General features: G+C 70.1%; 13 protein-coding genes, 1 tRNA gene and 4 pseudogenes. 11 read left to right on the top strand and 7 right to left on the bottom strand.

What is annotated here, in order from left to right; all coding sequences use genetic code 11:
• Nucleotides 1-156: 156 nt before the first annotated feature.
• Nucleotides 157-1440, bottom strand: a pseudogene (locus ACIPFH_RS28085) (IS481 family transposase); the annotation flags it as partial.
• Between the two features lie 458 nt (nt 1441-1898).
• Nucleotides 1899-2267 (bottom strand): hypothetical protein, encoded by a 369-nt coding sequence (locus ACIPFH_RS28080; RefSeq protein WP_401830628.1) that lies wholly within the window; start codon nt 2265-2267, stop codon nt 1899-1901.
• A gap of 103 nt (nt 2268-2370) precedes the next feature.
• On the opposite strand from ACIPFH_RS28080, the pseudogene ACIPFH_RS28075 reads away from it, so the two are divergent.
• From ACIPFH_RS28075 to ACIPFH_RS28050, 6 genes and pseudogenes are all read left to right on the top strand, one after another.
• Nucleotides 2371-2427: pseudogene (locus tag ACIPFH_RS28075) on the top strand (hypothetical protein); the annotation flags it as partial.
• 61 nt (nt 2428-2488) lie between these two features.
• Nucleotides 2489-2917, top strand: a pseudogene (locus tag ACIPFH_RS28070) (IS3 family transposase); the annotation flags it as partial.
• Nucleotides 2918-2971: 54 nt separating this feature from the next.
• On the top strand, nt 2972-3280 hold the full coding sequence (locus tag ACIPFH_RS28065; RefSeq protein ID WP_037724813.1) for an IS3 family transposase: 309 nt from the start codon (nt 2972-2974) through the stop codon (nt 3278-3280).
• Entirely contained in the window at nt 3277-4149 is an 873-nt protein-coding gene (locus ACIPFH_RS28060) for an IS3 family transposase (protein WP_401830626.1), read from the top strand. Before ACIPFH_RS28065 ends, ACIPFH_RS28060 begins: the two co-directional genes overlap by 4 nt.
• A 41-nt stretch (nt 4150-4190) precedes the next feature.
• A pseudogene (locus ACIPFH_RS28055) lies at nt 4191-4721 on the top strand (protein kinase family protein); the annotation flags it as partial.
• A gap of 155 nt (nt 4722-4876) precedes the next feature.
• On the top strand, nt 4877-5443 hold the full coding sequence (locus tag ACIPFH_RS28050; RefSeq protein ID WP_401831134.1) for a tyrosine-type recombinase/integrase: 567 nt from the start codon (nt 4877-4879) through the stop codon (nt 5441-5443).
• Between the two features lie 68 nt (nt 5444-5511).
• On the opposite strand, the gene ACIPFH_RS28045 is transcribed toward ACIPFH_RS28050, so the two are convergent.
• From ACIPFH_RS28045 to ACIPFH_RS28035, 3 genes are all read right to left on the bottom strand, one after another.
• Nucleotides 5512-5587: transfer RNA gene (locus tag ACIPFH_RS28045), tRNA-Arg, on the bottom strand.
• Nucleotides 5588-5679: 92 nt separating this feature from the next.
• Nucleotides 5680-7320, bottom strand: coding sequence for a helix-turn-helix domain-containing protein (locus ACIPFH_RS28040; protein ID WP_401830623.1), 1641 nt, complete (start codon nt 7318-7320; stop codon nt 5680-5682).
• A 390-nt stretch (nt 7321-7710) separates the two neighbouring features.
• The gene (locus ACIPFH_RS28035; RefSeq protein WP_401830621.1) at nt 7711-9036 is read right to left on the bottom strand and encodes a M6 family metalloprotease domain-containing protein; all 1326 of its coding nucleotides are present in this window, start codon (nt 9034-9036) and stop codon (nt 7711-7713) included.
• A 542-nt stretch (nt 9037-9578) separates the two neighbouring features.
• On the opposite strand from ACIPFH_RS28035, the gene ACIPFH_RS28030 reads away from it, so the two are divergent.
• Together ACIPFH_RS28030 and ACIPFH_RS28025 are read left to right on the top strand one after the other, a co-directional pair.
• Nucleotides 9579-10229, top strand: a complete 651-nt coding sequence (locus ACIPFH_RS28030) for a TetR/AcrR family transcriptional regulator (RefSeq protein ID WP_401830618.1) — start codon at nt 9579-9581, stop codon at nt 10227-10229.
• A 182-nt stretch (nt 10230-10411) separates the two neighbouring features.
• Nucleotides 10412-11947: an MFS transporter gene (locus tag ACIPFH_RS28025; RefSeq protein WP_401830617.1), complete on the top strand. Its 1536-nt coding sequence runs from the start codon at nt 10412-10414 to the stop codon at nt 11945-11947.
• Nucleotides 11948-12060: 113 nt separating this feature from the next.
• On the opposite strand, the gene ACIPFH_RS28020 is transcribed toward ACIPFH_RS28025, so the two are convergent.
• Nucleotides 12061-12570 (bottom strand): MarR family winged helix-turn-helix transcriptional regulator, encoded by a 510-nt coding sequence (locus tag ACIPFH_RS28020; RefSeq protein ID WP_401830615.1) that lies wholly within the window; start codon nt 12568-12570, stop codon nt 12061-12063.
• A 137-nt stretch (nt 12571-12707) separates the two neighbouring features.
• Here ACIPFH_RS28020 and ACIPFH_RS28015 point away from each other — a divergent pair, with 137 nt between their 5' ends.
• Entirely contained in the window at nt 12708-13517 is an 810-nt protein-coding gene (locus ACIPFH_RS28015; RefSeq protein ID WP_401830612.1) for a dioxygenase, read from the top strand.
• A gap of 34 nt (nt 13518-13551) precedes the next feature.
• On the opposite strand, the gene ACIPFH_RS28010 is transcribed toward ACIPFH_RS28015, so the two are convergent.
• The gene (locus tag ACIPFH_RS28010) at nt 13552-14094 is read right to left on the bottom strand and encodes a GNAT family N-acetyltransferase (protein ID WP_401830610.1); all 543 of its coding nucleotides are present in this window, start codon (nt 14092-14094) and stop codon (nt 13552-13554) included.
• A gap of 177 nt (nt 14095-14271) precedes the next feature.
• Between ACIPFH_RS28010 and ACIPFH_RS28005 the strand changes: the two genes are divergently transcribed.
• The gene (locus tag ACIPFH_RS28005; protein ID WP_401830608.1) at nt 14272-15270 is read left to right on the top strand and encodes an RNA polymerase sigma factor RpoD/SigA; all 999 of its coding nucleotides are present in this window, start codon (nt 14272-14274) and stop codon (nt 15268-15270) included.
• Nucleotides 15271-16476: 1206 nt separating this feature from the next.
• Nucleotides 16477-17217, top strand: a complete 741-nt coding sequence (locus tag ACIPFH_RS28000) for a TetR/AcrR family transcriptional regulator (RefSeq protein ID WP_401831132.1) — start codon at nt 16477-16479, stop codon at nt 17215-17217.
• Nucleotides 17218-17226 lie beyond the last annotated feature (9 nt).

Below are 17226 nucleotides of genomic sequence, written 5' to 3'. Positions count from 1 at the left end.
CGTCGATCCGGATGCCGACCTGGCGGCCGCCCAGGATCTCCGCCGCCAGCACCTGGCGCCCGGCCAGGCCACCAGTCCGCTGTTGTTCACGACCCGGTCCACCTCGAACGCGGCCGCATCACCGGCAGGCAGCGGGGCCGGTCCGGCCGGACGTCCGCCCCGGGCCGCCAGCACCGCCAGATCAGAGACGGACAGGTGCGACCGCACCGTCTTGATCCGCGTCCCCGCGACCAGCAGATGGATCACCGATGTGTCGACCCAGAACGTCACCGTCAGCCCCGACCGCGTGGGACCGAGCCAGAACTGCTTGCCCGCAACCTGCAGATTCCCACTCGCAGGCACCACCCGCTCGAACTCCACCGGCCCACCGGACTCTACCGGAACCGGCACCGTCTCAGGCGGATCCGCAGGACCCTCGGGCGCCACATCGGCAGGATCTGCAGTGACGGGCGCCGTCCGCTGCTGCGGCACCAGTGCCAGCACCCCGGGCACCCGCACCCCCAGCACATCCCGCTCCGACTCGGGAACCGGGGCGAACCGATCCGCAGGAGACTGCATGTCCAGCGCCTGATGCGGCCGGACAGAGTTGTACTCCTCAACCCACACATCCAGTGCCGCCTGAGCTGCCTCGATGCTCTCGAACGCACCGCAGTCGTCGAGGAGTTCGCGCCGCAGCGTCTGATGGAACCGCTCGACCTTGCCCGTCGTGGTCGGCGACGCCGGCTGCGTCAGCCGGTGCGCGATCCCGTTCTCCCGGCAGATCCGGTCGAACAGCACCTCACCACCCTGCCCGAACCGGTCGGTGAACTGCTTACCGTTGTCGGTGAGCACCTCCTCCGGCACCCCGAACGCCTGCAGAGCCTGGGCGAACGCCGCGCACACCGCCCGCCCCGTTGCCCGCTCGACCACCGACGCGATCACACAGAACCGGGAATGATCATCCACCCCGGTCACCACCTTCGCCTCGGTCAGCTCCCCAGTGACCGGGTCGACCAGCATCACGCCGCCGACGATGTCCATCTGCCACAGCTGCATCGGCCTATCCCGCTGCCAGCGCTTGTAATCCGACCGCTTCCGGCGCCGCACCCCCGGCTCCACCAGGCCGTGACGGACCAAGATCCGATACACGGTCATCCGCGACGGCACCGGGCTCACCGCCTCGGAACGCTCCAGCACATGAGCGATCCGCCGCGGACCCCACCGAGGATGCTCACGCCGCAACTCGCACACAGCCGCCTCCACCTCGGCAGACGCCTGATGCGGACACGAAGCCGGCCTCCGCGACCGGTCCGCCAACCCGGCCAGACCCGAGGCTTCATACCGGGACTTCCACCCGCTCACCGTCTGCCGCGACACACCCAGCCGAGCGGAGACCTCCGTCACCGTCGCACCCGCCAGGACCGCAAGCACAGCCCGGTATCTCTGCTCGACAACCGACAACTCCACCAGAGCCAATCCCGGCCTCCCCACACGCGCCGAAACAACGCGCACAGCAAAGCCGATCACGGCCACCGTCAACCATCAGCTGGGACCGAAGTGTCAAGCATCTACCGGGACCGGACATCCCGGAGCACTCCTGTGAGTTACGACTTTCTCCACTGATTCAAGCCCCGGCTGCGCTCCGCTCCGCCGGGCGCGCTTCCCGGCTCTGGCTGCGCCCGCGCTCCTGCCTTCGGCCCGCTCGGCGCTGCCGCCGCCGACGCGCGCCCACGTGTGGATAGGGCCGGTGGCCATGAGTCGATCACCGCATAAGCGGCCCACGGTCAAGGCAATGCCTCCGGCGGGGGATCGGCCGGCACCGGGATGGAGGGGGCGCCGCTCTCGACCGCGGGCCCGTGGATGGGAGCTGGGGAGGGTGGTGGGTAGAGGAAGGAGGAGGCTGACACGTGGGTCGCCACTCATGCTCGCGGCCGCCTGTCAGGAGGATGAAACCCCCCATCTACCTGCAAGCTTTCACGAGCCGCGATGGAGAACGCGTCGCGAATTGAACGACACTCCTGAACCGTGTCGGCTGCATCGTCGAAGGGGGCGAAGCCTTCCAAGAGACCGACCACGTCGAAGAGCCTGTTATGGAGTTCTACAGCGGCCGTCGCTTCGCCAGGCGTACCTATCAGCGTGATCTCTGCAACCAGCTCTTCGAGCGCGTCCAGATTCTCGAATGCACTTTCGATTCCATCAACCAGGATGTCGCGGTTGAGAGCGTCGATGACACCAGGGATGCCCTCGTCTGGGATCAATAAGTGGGCTTGATCCGCTTTGACGGACATCCGAGATCAGGGGTTCTGCCCCGGGAGGATGTCCATCATGGAGAGCATGGGGAAGAAGAAGCCACGCCCTCGCCGCTCGTTCACGCCGGAGTTCAAGGCCGAGATCGTCGAGCTGTGCCGGCGCGGTGACCGGTCGGTCGGCCAGATCGCCAAGGACTTCGACCTGACCGAGACGGCAGTGCGGCTGTGGGTCAGCCAGGCCGAAGTCGACGCAGGCGACCTACGGGGTCCCGCGGGTCCATGCCGCCCTGCAACGACAGGGCGAGGACTGCGGACGGCGCCGCATCGCCAGACTGATGCGCGACGCCGGGCTGCAGGGCCGCCACCGCAGGCGACGGCGGCTGACGACCATCCCCGACCCGCGGGCCGCCGCCCGGCCCGACCTCGTCGTCCGCAACTTCGCTCCCGACCCGGACGGCCTCGACACCCGCTGGTGCGGTGACATCACCTACGTTGCCACCGACGAGGGCTGGCTCTATCTGGCCACCGTCATCGACATCGCCTCCCGCCGCGTGGTCGGCTGGTCCACCGCCGACCACCTGCGGACCCAACTGGTCGCCGACGCCCTCACGGCGGCCTGCCGCGAGCGTCGCCCCGCGCGGCCGGTGATCTTTCACTCGGATCGCGGCTGTCAGTACACCTGGGCTTGATCCGCTTTGACGGACATCCGAGATCAGGGGTTCTGCCCCGGGAGGATGTCCATCATGGAGAGCATGGGGAAGAAGAAGCCACGCCCTCGCCGCTCGTTCACGCCGGAGTTCAAGGCCGAGATCGTCGAGCTGTGCCGGCGCGGTGACCGGTCGGTCGGCCAGATCGCCAAGGACTTCGACCTGACCGAGACGGCAGTGCGGCTGTGGGTCAGCCAGGCCGAAGTCGACGCAGGCGAACGCGACGGACTGACCAGCAGCGAACGCGAGGAACTGGCCGCACTGCGGCGGGAGAACCGCCGACTGCGCGAGGACGTCGAGGTCCTCAAGCGGGCGACAGCTTTCTTCGCGAAGGAGACCCGGTGACGGTGCACCCGTTCATCGAGGCGGAAAAGCATGGCGGTCACAGCGTCAAGCGTGCGTGTGAACTGCTGCAGGTCTCCCGAACCGCCTTCTACGCCCGCCGCACCGCCAAGCCGGGGCCGCGGGCGGTCCGGGACACCGAGCTGACCGAGAAGATCACGGAAGTCCATGGGCGGTCCCGTGGAACCTACGGGGTCCCGCGGGTCCATGCCGCCCTGCAACGACAGGGCGAGGACTGCGGACGGCGCCGCATCGCCAGACTGATGCGCGACGCCGGGCTGCAGGGCCGCCACCGCAGGCGACGGCGGCTGACGACCATCCCCGACCCGCGGGCCGCCGCCCGGCCCGACCTCGTCGTCCGCAACTTCGCTCCCGACCCGGACGGCCTCGACACCCGCTGGTGCGGTGACATCACCTACGTTGCCACCGACGAGGGCTGGCTCTATCTGGCCACCGTCATCGACATCGCCTCCCGCCGCGTGGTCGGCTGGTCCACCGCCGACCACCTGCGGACCCAACTGGTCGCCGACGCCCTCACGGCGGCCTGCCGCGAGCGTCGCCCCGCGCGGCCGGTGATCTTTCACTCGGATCGCGGCTGTCAGTACACCAGTCAGCAATTCGCCACGCTGGCAAGGGAGTTCGGCGTCCGCCTGTCCGTCGGCCGCACCGGGCAGTGCTGGGACAACGCGCTCGCCGAGTCGTTCTTCGCCACCATCAAACGGGAATTGCTCGACACGAGCTCCTGGCCCAGCCGGGCCGCTGCCCGCACCGCGATCTTCGACTTCATCGAGGGCTGGTACAACTTGCACCGACTGCACAGCAGCCTCGGCTACCGCAGCCCCGCCGAATACGAGACCGCGCTCGCAGCCTGACCACCACACCGATGGTGTCCGTCAAAGCGGAACAAGCTCACTACAGGCTGTGGGAGCCATGCCGTAAGGCGGGCTCGTCCATCAAGCCCCACACCAGCGTGGCACTGGGATGTGTCGAGGCCCTGGCTGAACTGCACGTGCGCGGCTGGGCTCACGGTGATGTGCAGCCCGCGCACTTCATCGTCGGGCCGGAGCGAACGCACCTCATTGACCTCGCCCTGGCCCAGGGCGGACAGGTCCCCAAGGGGTACGACTTCCCATTCCGCGGCTGCCTCGTCCACTACGAGGCACCGGAGATCGCGCGCAGCGTGCTCGAGACCGGGCAAGCGGAGCCGACGCCGGAAGCCGATATCTACGCGCTCGGGGCCTCGCTGCTCATCTCCGCCACGGGATGGCGGGCGGTCGAGTACCCGGACGACGCTCCACGCCCCGTGCAGCGAGAGGCAGTGGCCAACGGTCGACGTCGGCCCGTGAAGGTGCCCGGTGAGCTGGGCGAACTGGTCGACGCGATGCTCAGCCATTCGCCCGGGGATCGGCCTTCCATCTACGAGGTGGGCAAAGCGCTGATCTGATCCCGAAGCCCCAGCTCGTCTCGCGTCACGTGCGCGGACGCCAACAACAGAAGACCGGACCACCCTCAGCCTCGACAGCATTCCGGGTGGTCCGGTCGCGGAAGCCCTGATCAGGACCCCGGTGCCGATGGTACCGGGGCGGTCGGCGTGCTCGGATTCGGGTGCGGCTACAACCCCTGTCGGCCATGGGGCTGCGGCGCGGTGAACTCATCGGTCTGCGCTGGACCGACGTGGACTTGGACAAGCGCGTCCTGTACGTCCGCCAGCAGACGCAGCGGCGGCGCGGGGTCCTCTATGACGACGACACCAAGAACCGCCGTAACCGTGCCCTTCCGCTCCCGGCCATGTGCATCGCTCCGCTGCGCTGGCACCGGATGCGGCAGGTGGCTGCCAGGCAGCGCGCGGGGGAGTCGTGGGATGACGGCGGCTACGTCTTCGCCACCCGGAACGGCCGTCCGGTCGAGCCGCGCAACGTGTACCGCTCCTTCACTCGAATCGCCGAGTCCGCCGGCCTCCGCGTGATCCGGCTGCACGACGCCCGGCACGGGTGCGCCACGCTCCTCACCGCTGCCGGGGTGGCTCCCCGCGTCGTGATGGAGATCCTCGGGCACAGCCAGATCAGCATCACCATGGACGTGTACACACACGTCGTCCAGGACACCCAGCGCGAGGCCATCAGCCACATGGATCGCCTGCTCAAGAGGCGGCCCGGTCGTGAGTGATCGCCCTCGTTGATGTCAAAAGTGGATGTCAAAGGCCACCTAGGAACGTTCCTAGGTGGCCTTTTCCCTGGTGCCCCCGGCAGGATTCGAACCTGCGACACCCGCTTTAGGAGAGCGGTGCTCTATCCCCTGAGCTACGAAGGCGGGGTCGTGGCCCTGTGGGTCACAGGCGTCAGCCCGTGGCCCTGTGGGTCACAGGCGTCAGCGTACCGGATTCGGGTTGGGGGGTGTGGGGGTCAGGTCAGGGGGACGTGGGTGAAGCGGGCGGCTGTGTGGAGGTCTGTCTCGATGTGGGAGGCGGTCGCGAGCAGGGCCGGGAGGATGTCGTGGACGCACTCCTCGGCCGTGCGGCGGGCGACGTGGGTCGCCGCGTTCAGGGCGGCGATCACCTCGCCCTCCCGGTTGTGGATCGGGACGGCGATCGCGCGTACGCCCTGTTCCAGCTCCTCGTCGGCCAGGGCGTGGGCCGGTGCCGGCTCAGCCAGCAGGAGCCGGCCCATCGACGTCGAGTGGGCCGGGAGCCGCATGCCCACTCCGATGTCCACGCTCATGACGTGGTCCGCGGTCACTCGGGCGGTGTACTGGACCTCGTCGCGCCGTTCCGTCAGGACCGCCAGGGAGGTCGTCTCCTGGATCTCGCTCGCCAGGGTCGTCATATGGGGGGTCGCGACGCGGGGGAGGGACGTGCGGGAGAGGGGTGGGAAGCCGAGGGAGAGGACCTGCGGGGTGAGGGCGAACGTGCGCGGCGAGGTGGGGGCCACCAGGCCCAGGTGCTCGTACGTGATCAGGGCGCGGCGGGCCGTCGCCCTGGCCAGACCCGTCGCCTTCGCGACCTCCGCCAGGGTCAGCTCCGCCCTGCCCTCGTCGAACGCCGTCAGGACGGTCAGGCCTCGGGCCAGGGACTCGATGAACTCGCGGCCCAGTTCCTGCTTGGACGCGCCCGTCCAGGTCGCCAGACCCGCGGGGGCCGGCCCCGGAGCGGGGTGCGGTGCCCGGCGCAGGTCCTCCTCCATCGCCGCCACGGCCGCGCGAAGGCGGGGGAGGAGCGTGTCGCGAAGGTCCGCCGACGTGTGCCGGCTCGTGTGGCTGACGACGTTCGCCACGCACGCGATCCGGGCCGTACGGGGATCCCGCACGGGGACGGAGATCGCCACCAGCCCCGGTTCGATCAGTTGGTCGTCCAGGGCGCAGTTCTCCGCCGCGGCCTGCGCCGTCCTGTCGACGAAGCCCTCGTCGCCCCACGTGCTCCGGGGCGGCAGCGGCGGGACGGTCGGGAAGTCGCTGTTCCTCGGGTCCCGCGCCCTGCGGGTGCGCCACGCCTGCCAGACCTCGTCCGTCCACTCCGCCGCGAACAACGGGCCGGGCGCCGTGCGTTCGGCCGGGAGCAGGTCGCCGATGCGGAAGCTCAGGGACATCGCGCGGCGCCGGGTCGCCTGGTGGATGAAGCGGATGCCGTCGCCGTCGGCGACCGCCAGGGAGACGGACTCGTCCAGTTCGTCGGCCAGGCGGTCCGCACGGGCGGACAGCAACGCGGGCAGGCGCAGCGCCGCCAGGTAGGCGTTGCCCAGCGCCATGACGCGGGGAGCCAGGGCCGCGTCCCGGCCGTCGAGGCGGACGTAGCCCATGTGGGCGAGGGTCGCGGTGATGCGGTCGACCGTGGAGCGCGCGAGGCCGGTGGCCCGCTCCAGTCCGCTGAGGCTCATCGTGCCGCCCGCTCCGGTCAGTTGCCGCAACACGGCGACCCCGCGGATCAGCGGCGCGACGGCCTCCGCCGGAGCCGTCCCTTTCGCCGGGATCATCAGGTCCGGGACCGGGACCGGGACCGGGACCGGACCTGATCCCGGGACCGGGGCGGAGGGGGTCGTCTTCGCGGACATTGGTGCTCGTATCTCCGATACAGGTGGACTGCGTACTGGCCTGGCTGTACGGGCTCGGCTGGCTGTACGGCCTCGCTGCAGGGCTACGGTAGCCCCGGTCGCCCCGCGGCCCGCACGGCGCCGTACCACGGCGTGGCCCCGCACGGCGCCGTACCACGGCGTGGCCCGCACGGCGCCGTACCAGGCGGCATGGCCCAAGGTGCTGCTGGCGGCCACTGCGGCCACCGCGGCCCACGTCAACCGGACATGGCGCCGCGGGCCACTGCGGTCCCTGCGGCCCACGTCGGCCGGACATGGCGCCGCGTAGGACCGCGTGGCACCGCACGGGCGCGCCCGTCCTACCCGCGGCTCACCCGTCGCACCCGCGGCTCACCCGCGGCTCACCCGGCCTCACCCGCGGCTCACCCGTACCCGGTAGGCCCCGTTCAAGTCCGCTCCCACCACCGAGATACGGATGCCCCTCTTGGGGTCCTTGAACGTCTCGCCCGGGGCGAAGGGGGCGTCGGAGAGTTCCGCGTGGACGTTGGGGCTGCGGGTGCAGCCGCCGCTGTCGGTGTGGGAGTCGTAGACGGTGACCGGGCCCATGCCGGTGTCGACGTCGGCGTCGACCTTGTAGATGAGGATGCCCGGGCGGCACACGGTCTCGTCGTTGCCGCCGCGGGCGCGCAGTTCGACGGCGTAACCGGTGCGGTCGCTGACCGGGACGACGACCAGCTTCGGGCCGGCCGGGCGGGAGAGGGGGGTCAGGGGGTGTTCCGTCGTGCCCGGTGTCGCCACGCAGGCGATCTGGGAGGCGTCCAGCCAGCCCAGTTTCCATTTGTGCCAGCCGAGCAGATCGTTGTTGGCGCCCCAGTCCTCGCTCATGATGTCCCAGTGGCCGACCGCGCCCCCGCCCTCCTGGGTGTAGAGGTCGGGCAGGCCGAAGACGTGGCCGTTCTCGTGGGGGAGCACGCGGTAGCCGGTGCGGTCGTAGGAGCCGGAGCCGTCGTCCTGGCGGGAGTAGACGAAGGACGCGTTCGCCACGGTCACCCCGTCGGCGACCGGCGCCTCCGCGTTGCCGGCGAACGTCACCGAGAGGACCGTGTCCAGAGCGGAGGGGCCCGCGTTCGGGGTGACCAGCACGTTCAGCAGGTCGTACGAGCGGAAGTCCACCGCCGGGTCGGCGGCGGCCACGATGTCCTGGACGAGTTCGCGGTAACCCGGATCGAAGGGCGCGCCGCGCTCTATGCCGTACGCGCGGAACGGTTTGGGCATGCGCAGCCAGTGCCGGACGGGGGTCTCGGCGCGGTAGTCGAGACGGCCGTAGGACGCCGTACGGAACCATTGCTCGGTCTGCGGGATGAACTCGCGGTAGCGGCTGAGCGCGCTGCCCCGGCCGGGCGCGTCCGAGAAGTCGATCATCAGGGTGAGGGCGCGGACGGTGCCGGTGGAGCGCGAATAGCCGCTCGACGTGGGCAGTCCCTCGGACATCTGGACGGTCGCGCGCCCGGTGATCATGCAGGGAGCCAGGGCGGAGGAGCGGGCCAGGGAGACGGGGCCCGCGCCTGCCGTCGTCGGGCCGGGGGCCGGAGTGAGATGTCCGGTACCGGCCGACGTGCTGACCGCGAGCGTCACGGCCGTGACGGAGACGAAGGCGGCGACGCGGCGCGGGCGTATCCGGCGGCGGAGCGGCTCGCCTGCGCGGGCCGGAGCGGTCCGCGGGGGCTGCGGCTGCATGCAGGGGCCTTTCGCTCCAGGCAGCCGCCGGTCACCGACTGCACCCTTTCGATCACCCTCCGACGGAGGCCGAGCGGACGCGCGCTGGAGGAGACCGATCGTGGATTACCGGCCGGTACGGCTCGGGCAGTGCTTTCGGCAGTACTTTCGGCGGGGCTCTGGCGGGGCTGCGGCAGGGCTGCGGCGGGGCTCTGGCGGGACTGCGGGGGTGCTTCGGGGGCTTCCAACGGTGCTCCGGAGGTGCTCCGGGGTCTTCTGACGGTGCTCCGGGGGTCTTCTGGCGGTGCTCTTCGGGCGCCGCGACCCCGGGCGCTCGACCCCTCTCCACCCCTCTCCGCCCCCTTCCGTTCCTGGTCGCAGCCCCCTCGGCCTGTTCCGTCGCGGGCGTGACCCAGGTCACATCGAAAAACTTCCGGGTTCGGGAAATAACCGGGGACGCCTTCCCCGTTTAGCCATGTGTCCGAGCGAAACGGGGAGTCGATCCCCGGATCGTCAAAGTCCCGAAATCATCGAAGCGTTCGAAACGTCAGAAGGAGTGCGCCGTGCAGACCGCGACCGCAACCCCCGCCGTGCGCAAGGTGGCCCGGCCCCGCGCCGATGCCCTGCGCAACCGGGAGCGGATCGTCGTCGCCGCCCGCGAGATGTTCGTCGAGTTCGGCGCCGATGTGCCGCTCGACGAGATCGCCCGCAGGGCCGGCGTCGGCAACGCCACGGTGTACCGCAACTTCCCCGACCGTGACGCGCTGGTCCGCGAGGTCGTCTTCTCCGTGCTGGACCACACGGTCCAGCACGGACAGGTCGCCCTCGCCGAGACCGGTGACGCGTTCGGGGCGCTGGAGCGGTTCGTGCACGCAACCGCCGACGAGCGGATCAGCGCGCTGTGCCCGATGATCTCCAGCACCTTCGACGAGCACCACCCCGACCTCGAAGCCGCGCGCGAGCGGGTCGAGCGGATCATCGAGGAGATCATGGACCGCGCGAAGGCGGCCGGGCAGCTCAGGCCCGACGTCGGCGTGGGCGACGTGATGATCGCGGTGGCCCAGCTCAGCAGGCCCCCGGCCGGTACCGCCTGCCTGAACGCCGACCGCTTCGTCCACCGCCACCTTCAGCTGCTCCTTGACGGGATGCGGGCCCCGGCCCCCTCCGTCCTGCCGGGCTCGGCTGTGACCATGGAGGATCTGCGCCAGGCCTGAGCGAGCAGCCGGTGCGCGCAGACGCACCAGCACAACGCGGCAGCACGCATCGACAGCACACATCGGCGGCGCATCGCAGCCGCACAATTCGGCAGCACATCGAGTGAACGGCCCGTCAGCGCGGACGAGCCTCCCCTTACCTCATCTTTTTTCCGTCACGAAGTCCCGAAGCGGGTATCTCCATGTCTGAAACAGCCCAGAAGGCTCCCGGTAAGACGGGCGCCCCGGACGCCAACCGCTGGAAAGCGCTGGCCTTCATCGCCCTCGCCCAGCTGATGGTCGTCCTCGACGCCACCATCGTGAACATCGCGATGCCCTCCGCCCAGCAGGACCTGGGCATCTCCGACGGCAACCGGCAGTGGATCGTCACCGCCTATGCCCTGGCCTTCGGTGGTCTGCTGCTCTTCGGCGGCCGGATAGCCGACCTGTGGGGCCGCAAGCGCGCCTTCGTCGTCGGTCTCGGCGGCTTCGCCGCGGCCTCCGCGCTCGGCGGCGCCGCCGCCAACGAGGCGATGATGTTCGGTGCCCGCGCCCTGCAGGGTGCGTTCGGCGCCCTGCTCGCGCCCGCCGCGCTCTCCCTGCTCGCCGTGATGTTCACGGACGCCAAGGAGCGCGCCAAGGCCTTCGGCATCTACGGCGCGATCGCCGGTGGTGGCGGCGCCGTCGGCCTCATCCTCGGCGGCTTCCTCACCGAGTACCTGGACTGGCGCTGGACGTTCTTCGTGAACATCCCGTTCGCGATCGTCGCCGCGGCCGGCGCCTACTTCGTCATCCGTGAGCCCGAGGGCGGCCGCAACCGTTCCCCCCTCGACATCCCGGGCGTCATCCTCTCCACCCTCGGTCTGGTCTCCCTCGTCTACGGCTTCACCCGCGCCGAGTCGGAAGGCTGGAGCGACTCCCTGACCATCGGCATGTTCGTCGCGTCCGCCGTCCTGCTGGCCACGTTCGTGATCGTCGAGTCGAAGGTCAAGGCCCCGCTGCTGCCGCTGCGCGTGATCACCGAGCGCAACCGCGGCGGTGTGTACCTCTCCCTCGGTCTCGCGATCATCGCGATGTTCGGCCTGTTCCTCTTCCTGACCTACTACCTGCAGATCGTGAAGGGCTACTCGCCGGTCAAGACCGGTTTCGCCTTCCTCCCGATGATCGCGGGCATGATCACCGGCTCCACCCAGATCGGCACCCGTCTGATGACGCGGGTCGCCCCGCGCCTGCTCATGGGCCCCGGCTTCCTGGTCGCCGCGCTCGGCATGCTGCTGCTGACCCAGCTGGAGATCAACACCTCGTACGCGGCCGTGCTACTGCCGGGGATGCTGCTGCTCGGCCTCGGCATGGGTACGGCGTTCATGCCGGCCATGTCCATGGCCACGCTGGGCGTCGAGCCGCGGGACGCCGGTGTCGCCTCCGCGATGGTCAACACCTCGCAGCAGGTGGGCGGCGCGATCGGCACCGCCCTGCTGAACACGATCGCCGCGTCCGCGACGACCTCGTACATCAAGGACCACATCACCGGTGCCGCCTCCAAGCCCCAGCAGCAGCTGGTGCAGCTGGAGGGCATGGTGCACGGCTACACCAGCGCCATCTGGTTCGCCGTCGGCATCCTGGTCGCGGCCGCCGCGATCGCCCTGACCCTGATCAACGCCGGCAAGCCGGACATGGGCGTGGTCGCGGGCTCGGGGGCGGAGGACGCCGAGGACGCGGTGCCGGTGATGGTCCACTGACCCGGCCAAGGAACTGACCCGCCCTCGGGTCTGACCGACCCGGCTACGGGTCCGACCGACTGGGGCGCGGGTCCGACGGACCCGGCCACGGTTCGACCGACCCGGCCACGGGTCTAGCGGAGCCAGGGCAGGTCCGCACCCGCTTCGTTGGGCTGAAGTCCCTCGGCGACGATCTGCATGATCTCGCCGAGGGACTTCTGCTGTTCGGGGGTGAGCCGGTCGAACACCGCGTGGCGTACGACGGCGACATGGCCCGGCGCGGCGCGCTTCAGCACTTCCAGGCCCTGGTCGGTCAGTACGGCGAACTGGCCGCGCTTGTCGGAGTCGCACTCCTCGCGGCGCACCCAGCCGTTCTTCTCCAGCCGGGCGATGGCGTGGGAGAGGCGGGAACGGGTGATCTTCGCGTACTTGGCCAGCTCGGTCATCCGCAGGCGCCGGTGGGTGGAGTCGGCGAGTTTGACGAGGAGGCCGTAGTAGACGTGCGGCATGCCCGCTTCGCGCTGGAGCTGGCGGTCCATGTGATCTTCGAGGAGGGTCGTGGCGTGCACGTAGGAGCGCCAGACGCACTGTTCCTCGGCGGTGAGCCATTGGGGCTCGTCGGCGGATGCGGGTGCCTTCGTCATGTACTCCACTGTAAACGCCTGCTCCTTGAAATTTAAACCAGTTGGGAATATGCTGCGTGATGTTGACGTTTTAGATTTCAAGCAATCCTCGAGAGTGTCCGACGTCAGGGGCCGAGGTCCCGGAAGGAGCAGCCGTCATGTCCACCGCACCCCAGGAGCGTGTCCTGCCCCGGGAGCGCATGCCCGCGCTCTACCTCAGCCACGGCGCCCCGCCCCTCGCCGACGACCCGATCTGGCCCGGCGAGCTCGCCGCCTGGTCCGCCGACCTGCCCCGCCCCAAGGCGATCCTGATGGTCTCCGCCCACTGGGAGGAGGCCCCGCTCGCCCTCGGCGCCGTCGACCCGGTCCCCCTCGTCTACGACTTCTGGGGCTTCCCCGAGCACTACTACCAGGTGAAGTACGACGCCCCCGGCGCACCCGAGCTCGCCGAGAGCGTACGCAAGCTGCTGCGCGCCCCTGGCGTCCCCGTGCAGGACATCCCCGACCGCGGTCTCGATCACGGCGCCTACGTGCCGCTCGTCGAGATGTTCCCGACCGCGGACATCCCGGTCCTCCAGATCTCCATGCCGACCCTCGACCCCGTCAAGCTGATGGAGATCGGCCGCAAGCTCGCGCCGCTGCGCGACGAGGGCGTCCTGATCGTCGGCTCGGGCTTCTTCACCCACAACCTGGCTGCGCTGCGGCACACCGGCGGGGGAGTGCCCACCTGGTCCTCGGAGTTCGACGACTGGGGTCGGCGCGCGCTGGAGACCCGCGACTGGGACGGCCTGCTGGACTTCCTCCACAAGGCCCCGGCCGGACGGTACGCCCACCCCCGCACCGAGCACTTCGCCCCGCTCTTCGTGACCATGGGCGCGGCGGAGATGTCCGGCGAGCTGGACGCGCAGAAGTCCGTGATCGACGGGTTCTGGATGGGAATGGCCAAGCGGTCGGTGCAGTTCGGCTGAACGAGGGGCGGGGTCGTGTCGCGCGGGAGGAGGGTCAGAGCTCCTTCTCGTACCAGGCCACGTCCCAGTAGCGGCCGAACTTGCGACCCACCTCGCGGTACGTGCCCACGTGCCGGAAACCGAAGCGTTCGTGCAGTCGCGCGGACGCTTCGTTGGGCTGCGCGATGCCCGCGTAGGCGCGGTGCAGATCCTCGTGGGCCAGCGCCTCGAAGAGCGCCTTGTAGAGCAGTGTGCCGATGCCGCGCCGACCGGCGTGCGGGGCGACGTAGACCGTCACCTCCACCGAGGTGGAGTAGGCCGCCTTCGGCCGGTAAGGGCTGGATGTGGCGTAACCCAGGATTTCCTGTGAGCTCCCCCGGATGCCCTGTGAGTCCGCTTCCGTGGCAACCATCAGGCGGTACGGCCCGTCTTCAGGGTGGGAGAGCAACCAGGAACGTCGCTCTTCCGGAGTGAAGGTCACGGTGTCGAATGTGATGGGCGTCTCACGTACGTAGTGGTTGTAGAGGCTCGTGAGGGCTTCGAGGTCACCCTCGACCCCCGGCCTGACCTGCACCTCTGTACGTTCTGACAACCTCATACCCCCTCACGTGGTCGGACAGGGTACTGCAAGATCATAAAAATCGGGGTGCGGGTTGGGAATTCTGTCCTGATTCCAGTCGTTGTTTCCATCGGATGCAGGGCACCCGAGGAGAGTGCCGAAAGTGCCGAGCGTCCGTAGGGCAACCCGCTGAACCTCCATCGCAAGGGAGCACGCATGGCAACCCGTGCCGTCGCCCGTCGCAAGTCCGCCACCGGCGAGACGACCGACGCGGCCCGCAGTGTTCGCGCCCATGGCGGCGAGATCGCCGACCGCGACCTGGTCGGCATGTACCTCGACGAGATCGCGCGCACGCCTCTGCTCGACGCCGCCAAGGAAGTCGAGTTGTCACAGATCATCGAGGCGGGTGTGTTCGCGCAGCAGGTCCTCGACGGCGACGAGGAGTCCAGGGCGGACGCCTCTCGCGAGGAGCTCGAGGCCCTGGTCGCCGACAGCGAGCGGGCCAAGGACGTCTTCATCCGTTCCAACCTCCGCCTGGTCGTCGCGGTGGCCCGCCGCTACCCCCGTAGCGGTCTGCCCCTGCTCGACCTGATCCAGGAGGGCAACGCCGGCCTGGTGCGCGCGGTCGAGAAGTTCGACTACCGCAAGGGCTTCAAGTTCTCCACGTACGCCACCTGGTGGATCCGTCAGGCCATCACCCGCTCGATAGCGGACCAGTCGCGCACGATCCGCCTGCCCGTCCACCTGGTGGAGGAGCTCGGCCGGATCCGGCGCGTGCAGCGTGAGTTCAACCGGGAGAACGGCCGCGACCCGGAGCCCGCCGAGATCGCCACCGAGCTCGGTTCGACGTCGGCGCGCGTCACGGACGTCCTGGACTGGGCCCGCGACCCCGTCTCGCTGAACATGGCGGTCGACGACCAGGGCGAGACCCAGTTCGGCGACCTGCTGGAGGACACGTCCGCGGTCTCGCCGGAACAGTCCGTACTGACCCTGCTGCGCAGTGAGGAACTGGACGGCCTGATCGACCGCCTCGAACCGCGCACGGCCTCCATCATCAAGATGCGGTACGGCATTGACGACGGCCGTGAGCGCACGCTGACCGAGGTCGGCAAGGAACACGGTCTGACCAGGGAACGCATCCGCCAGATCGAGAAGCACGCCCTGCTGGAACTGAAGAAGCTGGCCCGCGACACGGGCTTCGAGGCAGCGGCGTAAGGCGGCGCAAGCCTCGAACTCCGCCGGCCGGGGCGCAACGCCCCGCCGGGCGGCGCCGGTTGATGGTCGACCGGTCCTGACAGCGCGCGGGCGGCGCCGGTTGGTGGTCGGCCGGTTCTGAACGCTGACGGGGCGGCACCGGGTGGTCGTCGACCGAGGTGCCTGGCTGCGCGAGGCGGGCCGTGCCACTCGTTCGACCGGAGGCTCGGGCCTGTCGGGACGACGTGGGCCGGGCCGGTTCTCGGCGGCATCCGTGCCGCAGTGGTCGCGGCGTCGGTCGATCGGCACCACGCCGGTGGCGAACGCTCGCACGGACGCAGCCAGCATGTGACGTCGACGGCCAGCGCCAGCCGGTCCGGCTGAGGATCGTGCCGGGGCGGTCAGGCCGGAGCTGTACGGGCTGCGCAGGGAAGCGCAGGATGTTGCGGGGTTGCGGGGTTTGCCGGAGCGGGCCGTCCAGGGGCGGTGCCGGGCTCTCCCGGGTCATGCCGTGCAGGGGGGCTGGACTTCGTCGGCTCGGGACGGACGGGTCGGACTCTGCGGAGTCGGATTGGACTTTGCCGGGTCGGGCTGTGTCGGGTCGGTTTCTCGGGGCACGTTGAGTTGAGGCCGGGGGCTGCGGCGAGTGGGCCTCAGGCGCCCTGTGTGGTCGGGCTTCCGCCCGCGTGCGCCGGGTGGTGAGGAGCCGCGCAAACATGGCGGAGGAACGCCGCTTCAACGAGGAGGAGCGCGGGAACAAGACTTCTGGGCACGGGAGTCCGAGCCGGCACAGGATGTTCGGGCCGACCGGACCTCGTAGCCCTCTGTGAACATCTCCGCCCTACCTGAGCCAAGTCCCGACGCACACATCCCCCCGGCGCCGGGACTCTCCCCGAGCCGGGCTTCGGTGCCTCTCCCCCCAGGCGCCGGAGCCCGGCTCTTTTTCAGGGCCGCTGCCGAGGCCGGGACCGGACGGTCCGAGCCGAGGCCGGGACCGGACGGTCCGAGTACCTGGCCCGAGCGGGAATTGCGGGCGCACATACGCCGCTGGGCATATGACACAGCGGACGAGCACGCCGAGAGGGCGGGGCACCCCGTACCTGAACCACGGGGTGGCCCGCCCGAATGGCAGATTGTGCCACATGGGCATAGCCTGCCGAAGTGATCAGCTCGACCCCGAACCCCGCCTCGCCTTCGCTGACCGAGCGGCGCAAAGCGGCGACCCGCATGGAGATCGCCCGTGCGGCGGCAGGCCTCTTCGTCAGCCGGGGCCTGAAGGCCACCAGGGCCGAGGACATCGCCCAGGCCGCAGGCATCGCCCCACGCACCTTCTACCGCTACTTCGCGACCAAGGAAGAGGCCGTCGCCCCGCTCTACGCGGCGGGCGCGGAGCGCTGGGCGGAGGCGGTCCGCGAGGCCCCGGCCGAGCTGACCGTGCCGGAGGCCCTGGAACACGCGGTCCGGCACACCCTCGTCCCCGGCCGGGGTGTGTCGGGGGCTTCCTGGGAATGGGTCCGCACCCTGATCCGGCTGGCCGGAAGCAGCCCCGCCCTCGGCAAGGTCTGGGCGGAGGTCTGCCACACCTCGGAGGCCACTCTCGCGGAGGTTCTGGCGGAGCGGACGACACCGGCAGTGACGCGGCGGGCCACCCCCGCGTCGCCCTCAGCCCATGACCCCCTCGTCACCCCCGACCCCGATCCCGACGTCACCCCCGACCCCGAGCCCGCGTCCGCCCCCGTTCCCACCTCCACCCCGGTGCGCGCTCCCGACAACGTTGCCTCCCCCTACCGGCGCTTCACCGCGACGGTGGCCAGTGCCGCGGTCCGGGTCGCGGTCGAAAGCTGGGCGGCGACGAACTCGCCTCCCACCGGCCGACAGGGCCCGGCAGAACTGGCGTTGCACAACCTGCGGGCTCTGCAAGGGTTCGCGTGGGAAGAAAGGCCGACGAGGAGGCCTGACGAGGCCTGACGAGGCCTG

Origin of the sequence: Streptomyces sp. NPDC088157 (assembly GCF_044741545.1) — a bacterium.
Taxonomy (GTDB): domain Bacteria; phylum Actinomycetota; class Actinomycetes; order Streptomycetales; family Streptomycetaceae; genus Streptomyces.
The sequence above is the reverse complement of the archived record's forward strand: the minus strand, read 5'-3'. Positions and strand labels throughout refer to the sequence as shown.

Excerpts from the sequence above, each read along its gene's own strand:
- ACIPFH_RS28035 (WP_401830621.1), bottom strand. The coding sequence starts at position 9,036 with ATGCAGCCGCAGCCCCCGCGGACCGCTCCGGCCCGCGCAGGCGAGCCG.
- ACIPFH_RS28010 (WP_401830610.1), bottom strand. The coding sequence starts at position 14,094 with ATGAGGTTGTCAGAACGTACAGAGGTGCAGGTCAGGCCGGGGGTCGAG.
- ACIPFH_RS28025 (WP_401830617.1), top strand. The coding sequence starts at position 10,412 with ATGTCTGAAACAGCCCAGAAGGCTCCCGGTAAGACGGGCGCCCCGGAC.
- ACIPFH_RS28080 (WP_401830628.1), bottom strand. The coding sequence starts at position 2,267 with ATGTCCGTCAAAGCGGATCAAGCCCACTTATTGATCCCAGACGAGGGC.
- ACIPFH_RS28040 (WP_401830623.1), bottom strand. The coding sequence starts at position 7,320 with ATGTCCGCGAAGACGACCCCCTCCGCCCCGGTCCCGGGATCAGGTCCG.
- ACIPFH_RS28005 (WP_401830608.1), top strand. The coding sequence starts at position 14,272 with ATGGCAACCCGTGCCGTCGCCCGTCGCAAGTCCGCCACCGGCGAGACG.
- ACIPFH_RS28000 (WP_401831132.1), top strand. The coding sequence starts at position 16,477 with ATGGAGATCGCCCGTGCGGCGGCAGGCCTCTTCGTCAGCCGGGGCCTG.
- ACIPFH_RS28015 (WP_401830612.1), top strand. The coding sequence starts at position 12,708 with ATGTCCACCGCACCCCAGGAGCGTGTCCTGCCCCGGGAGCGCATGCCC.
- ACIPFH_RS28020 (WP_401830615.1), bottom strand. The coding sequence starts at position 12,570 with ATGACGAAGGCACCCGCATCCGCCGACGAGCCCCAATGGCTCACCGCC.
- ACIPFH_RS28065 (WP_037724813.1), top strand. The coding sequence starts at position 2,972 with ATGGAGAGCATGGGGAAGAAGAAGCCACGCCCTCGCCGCTCGTTCACG.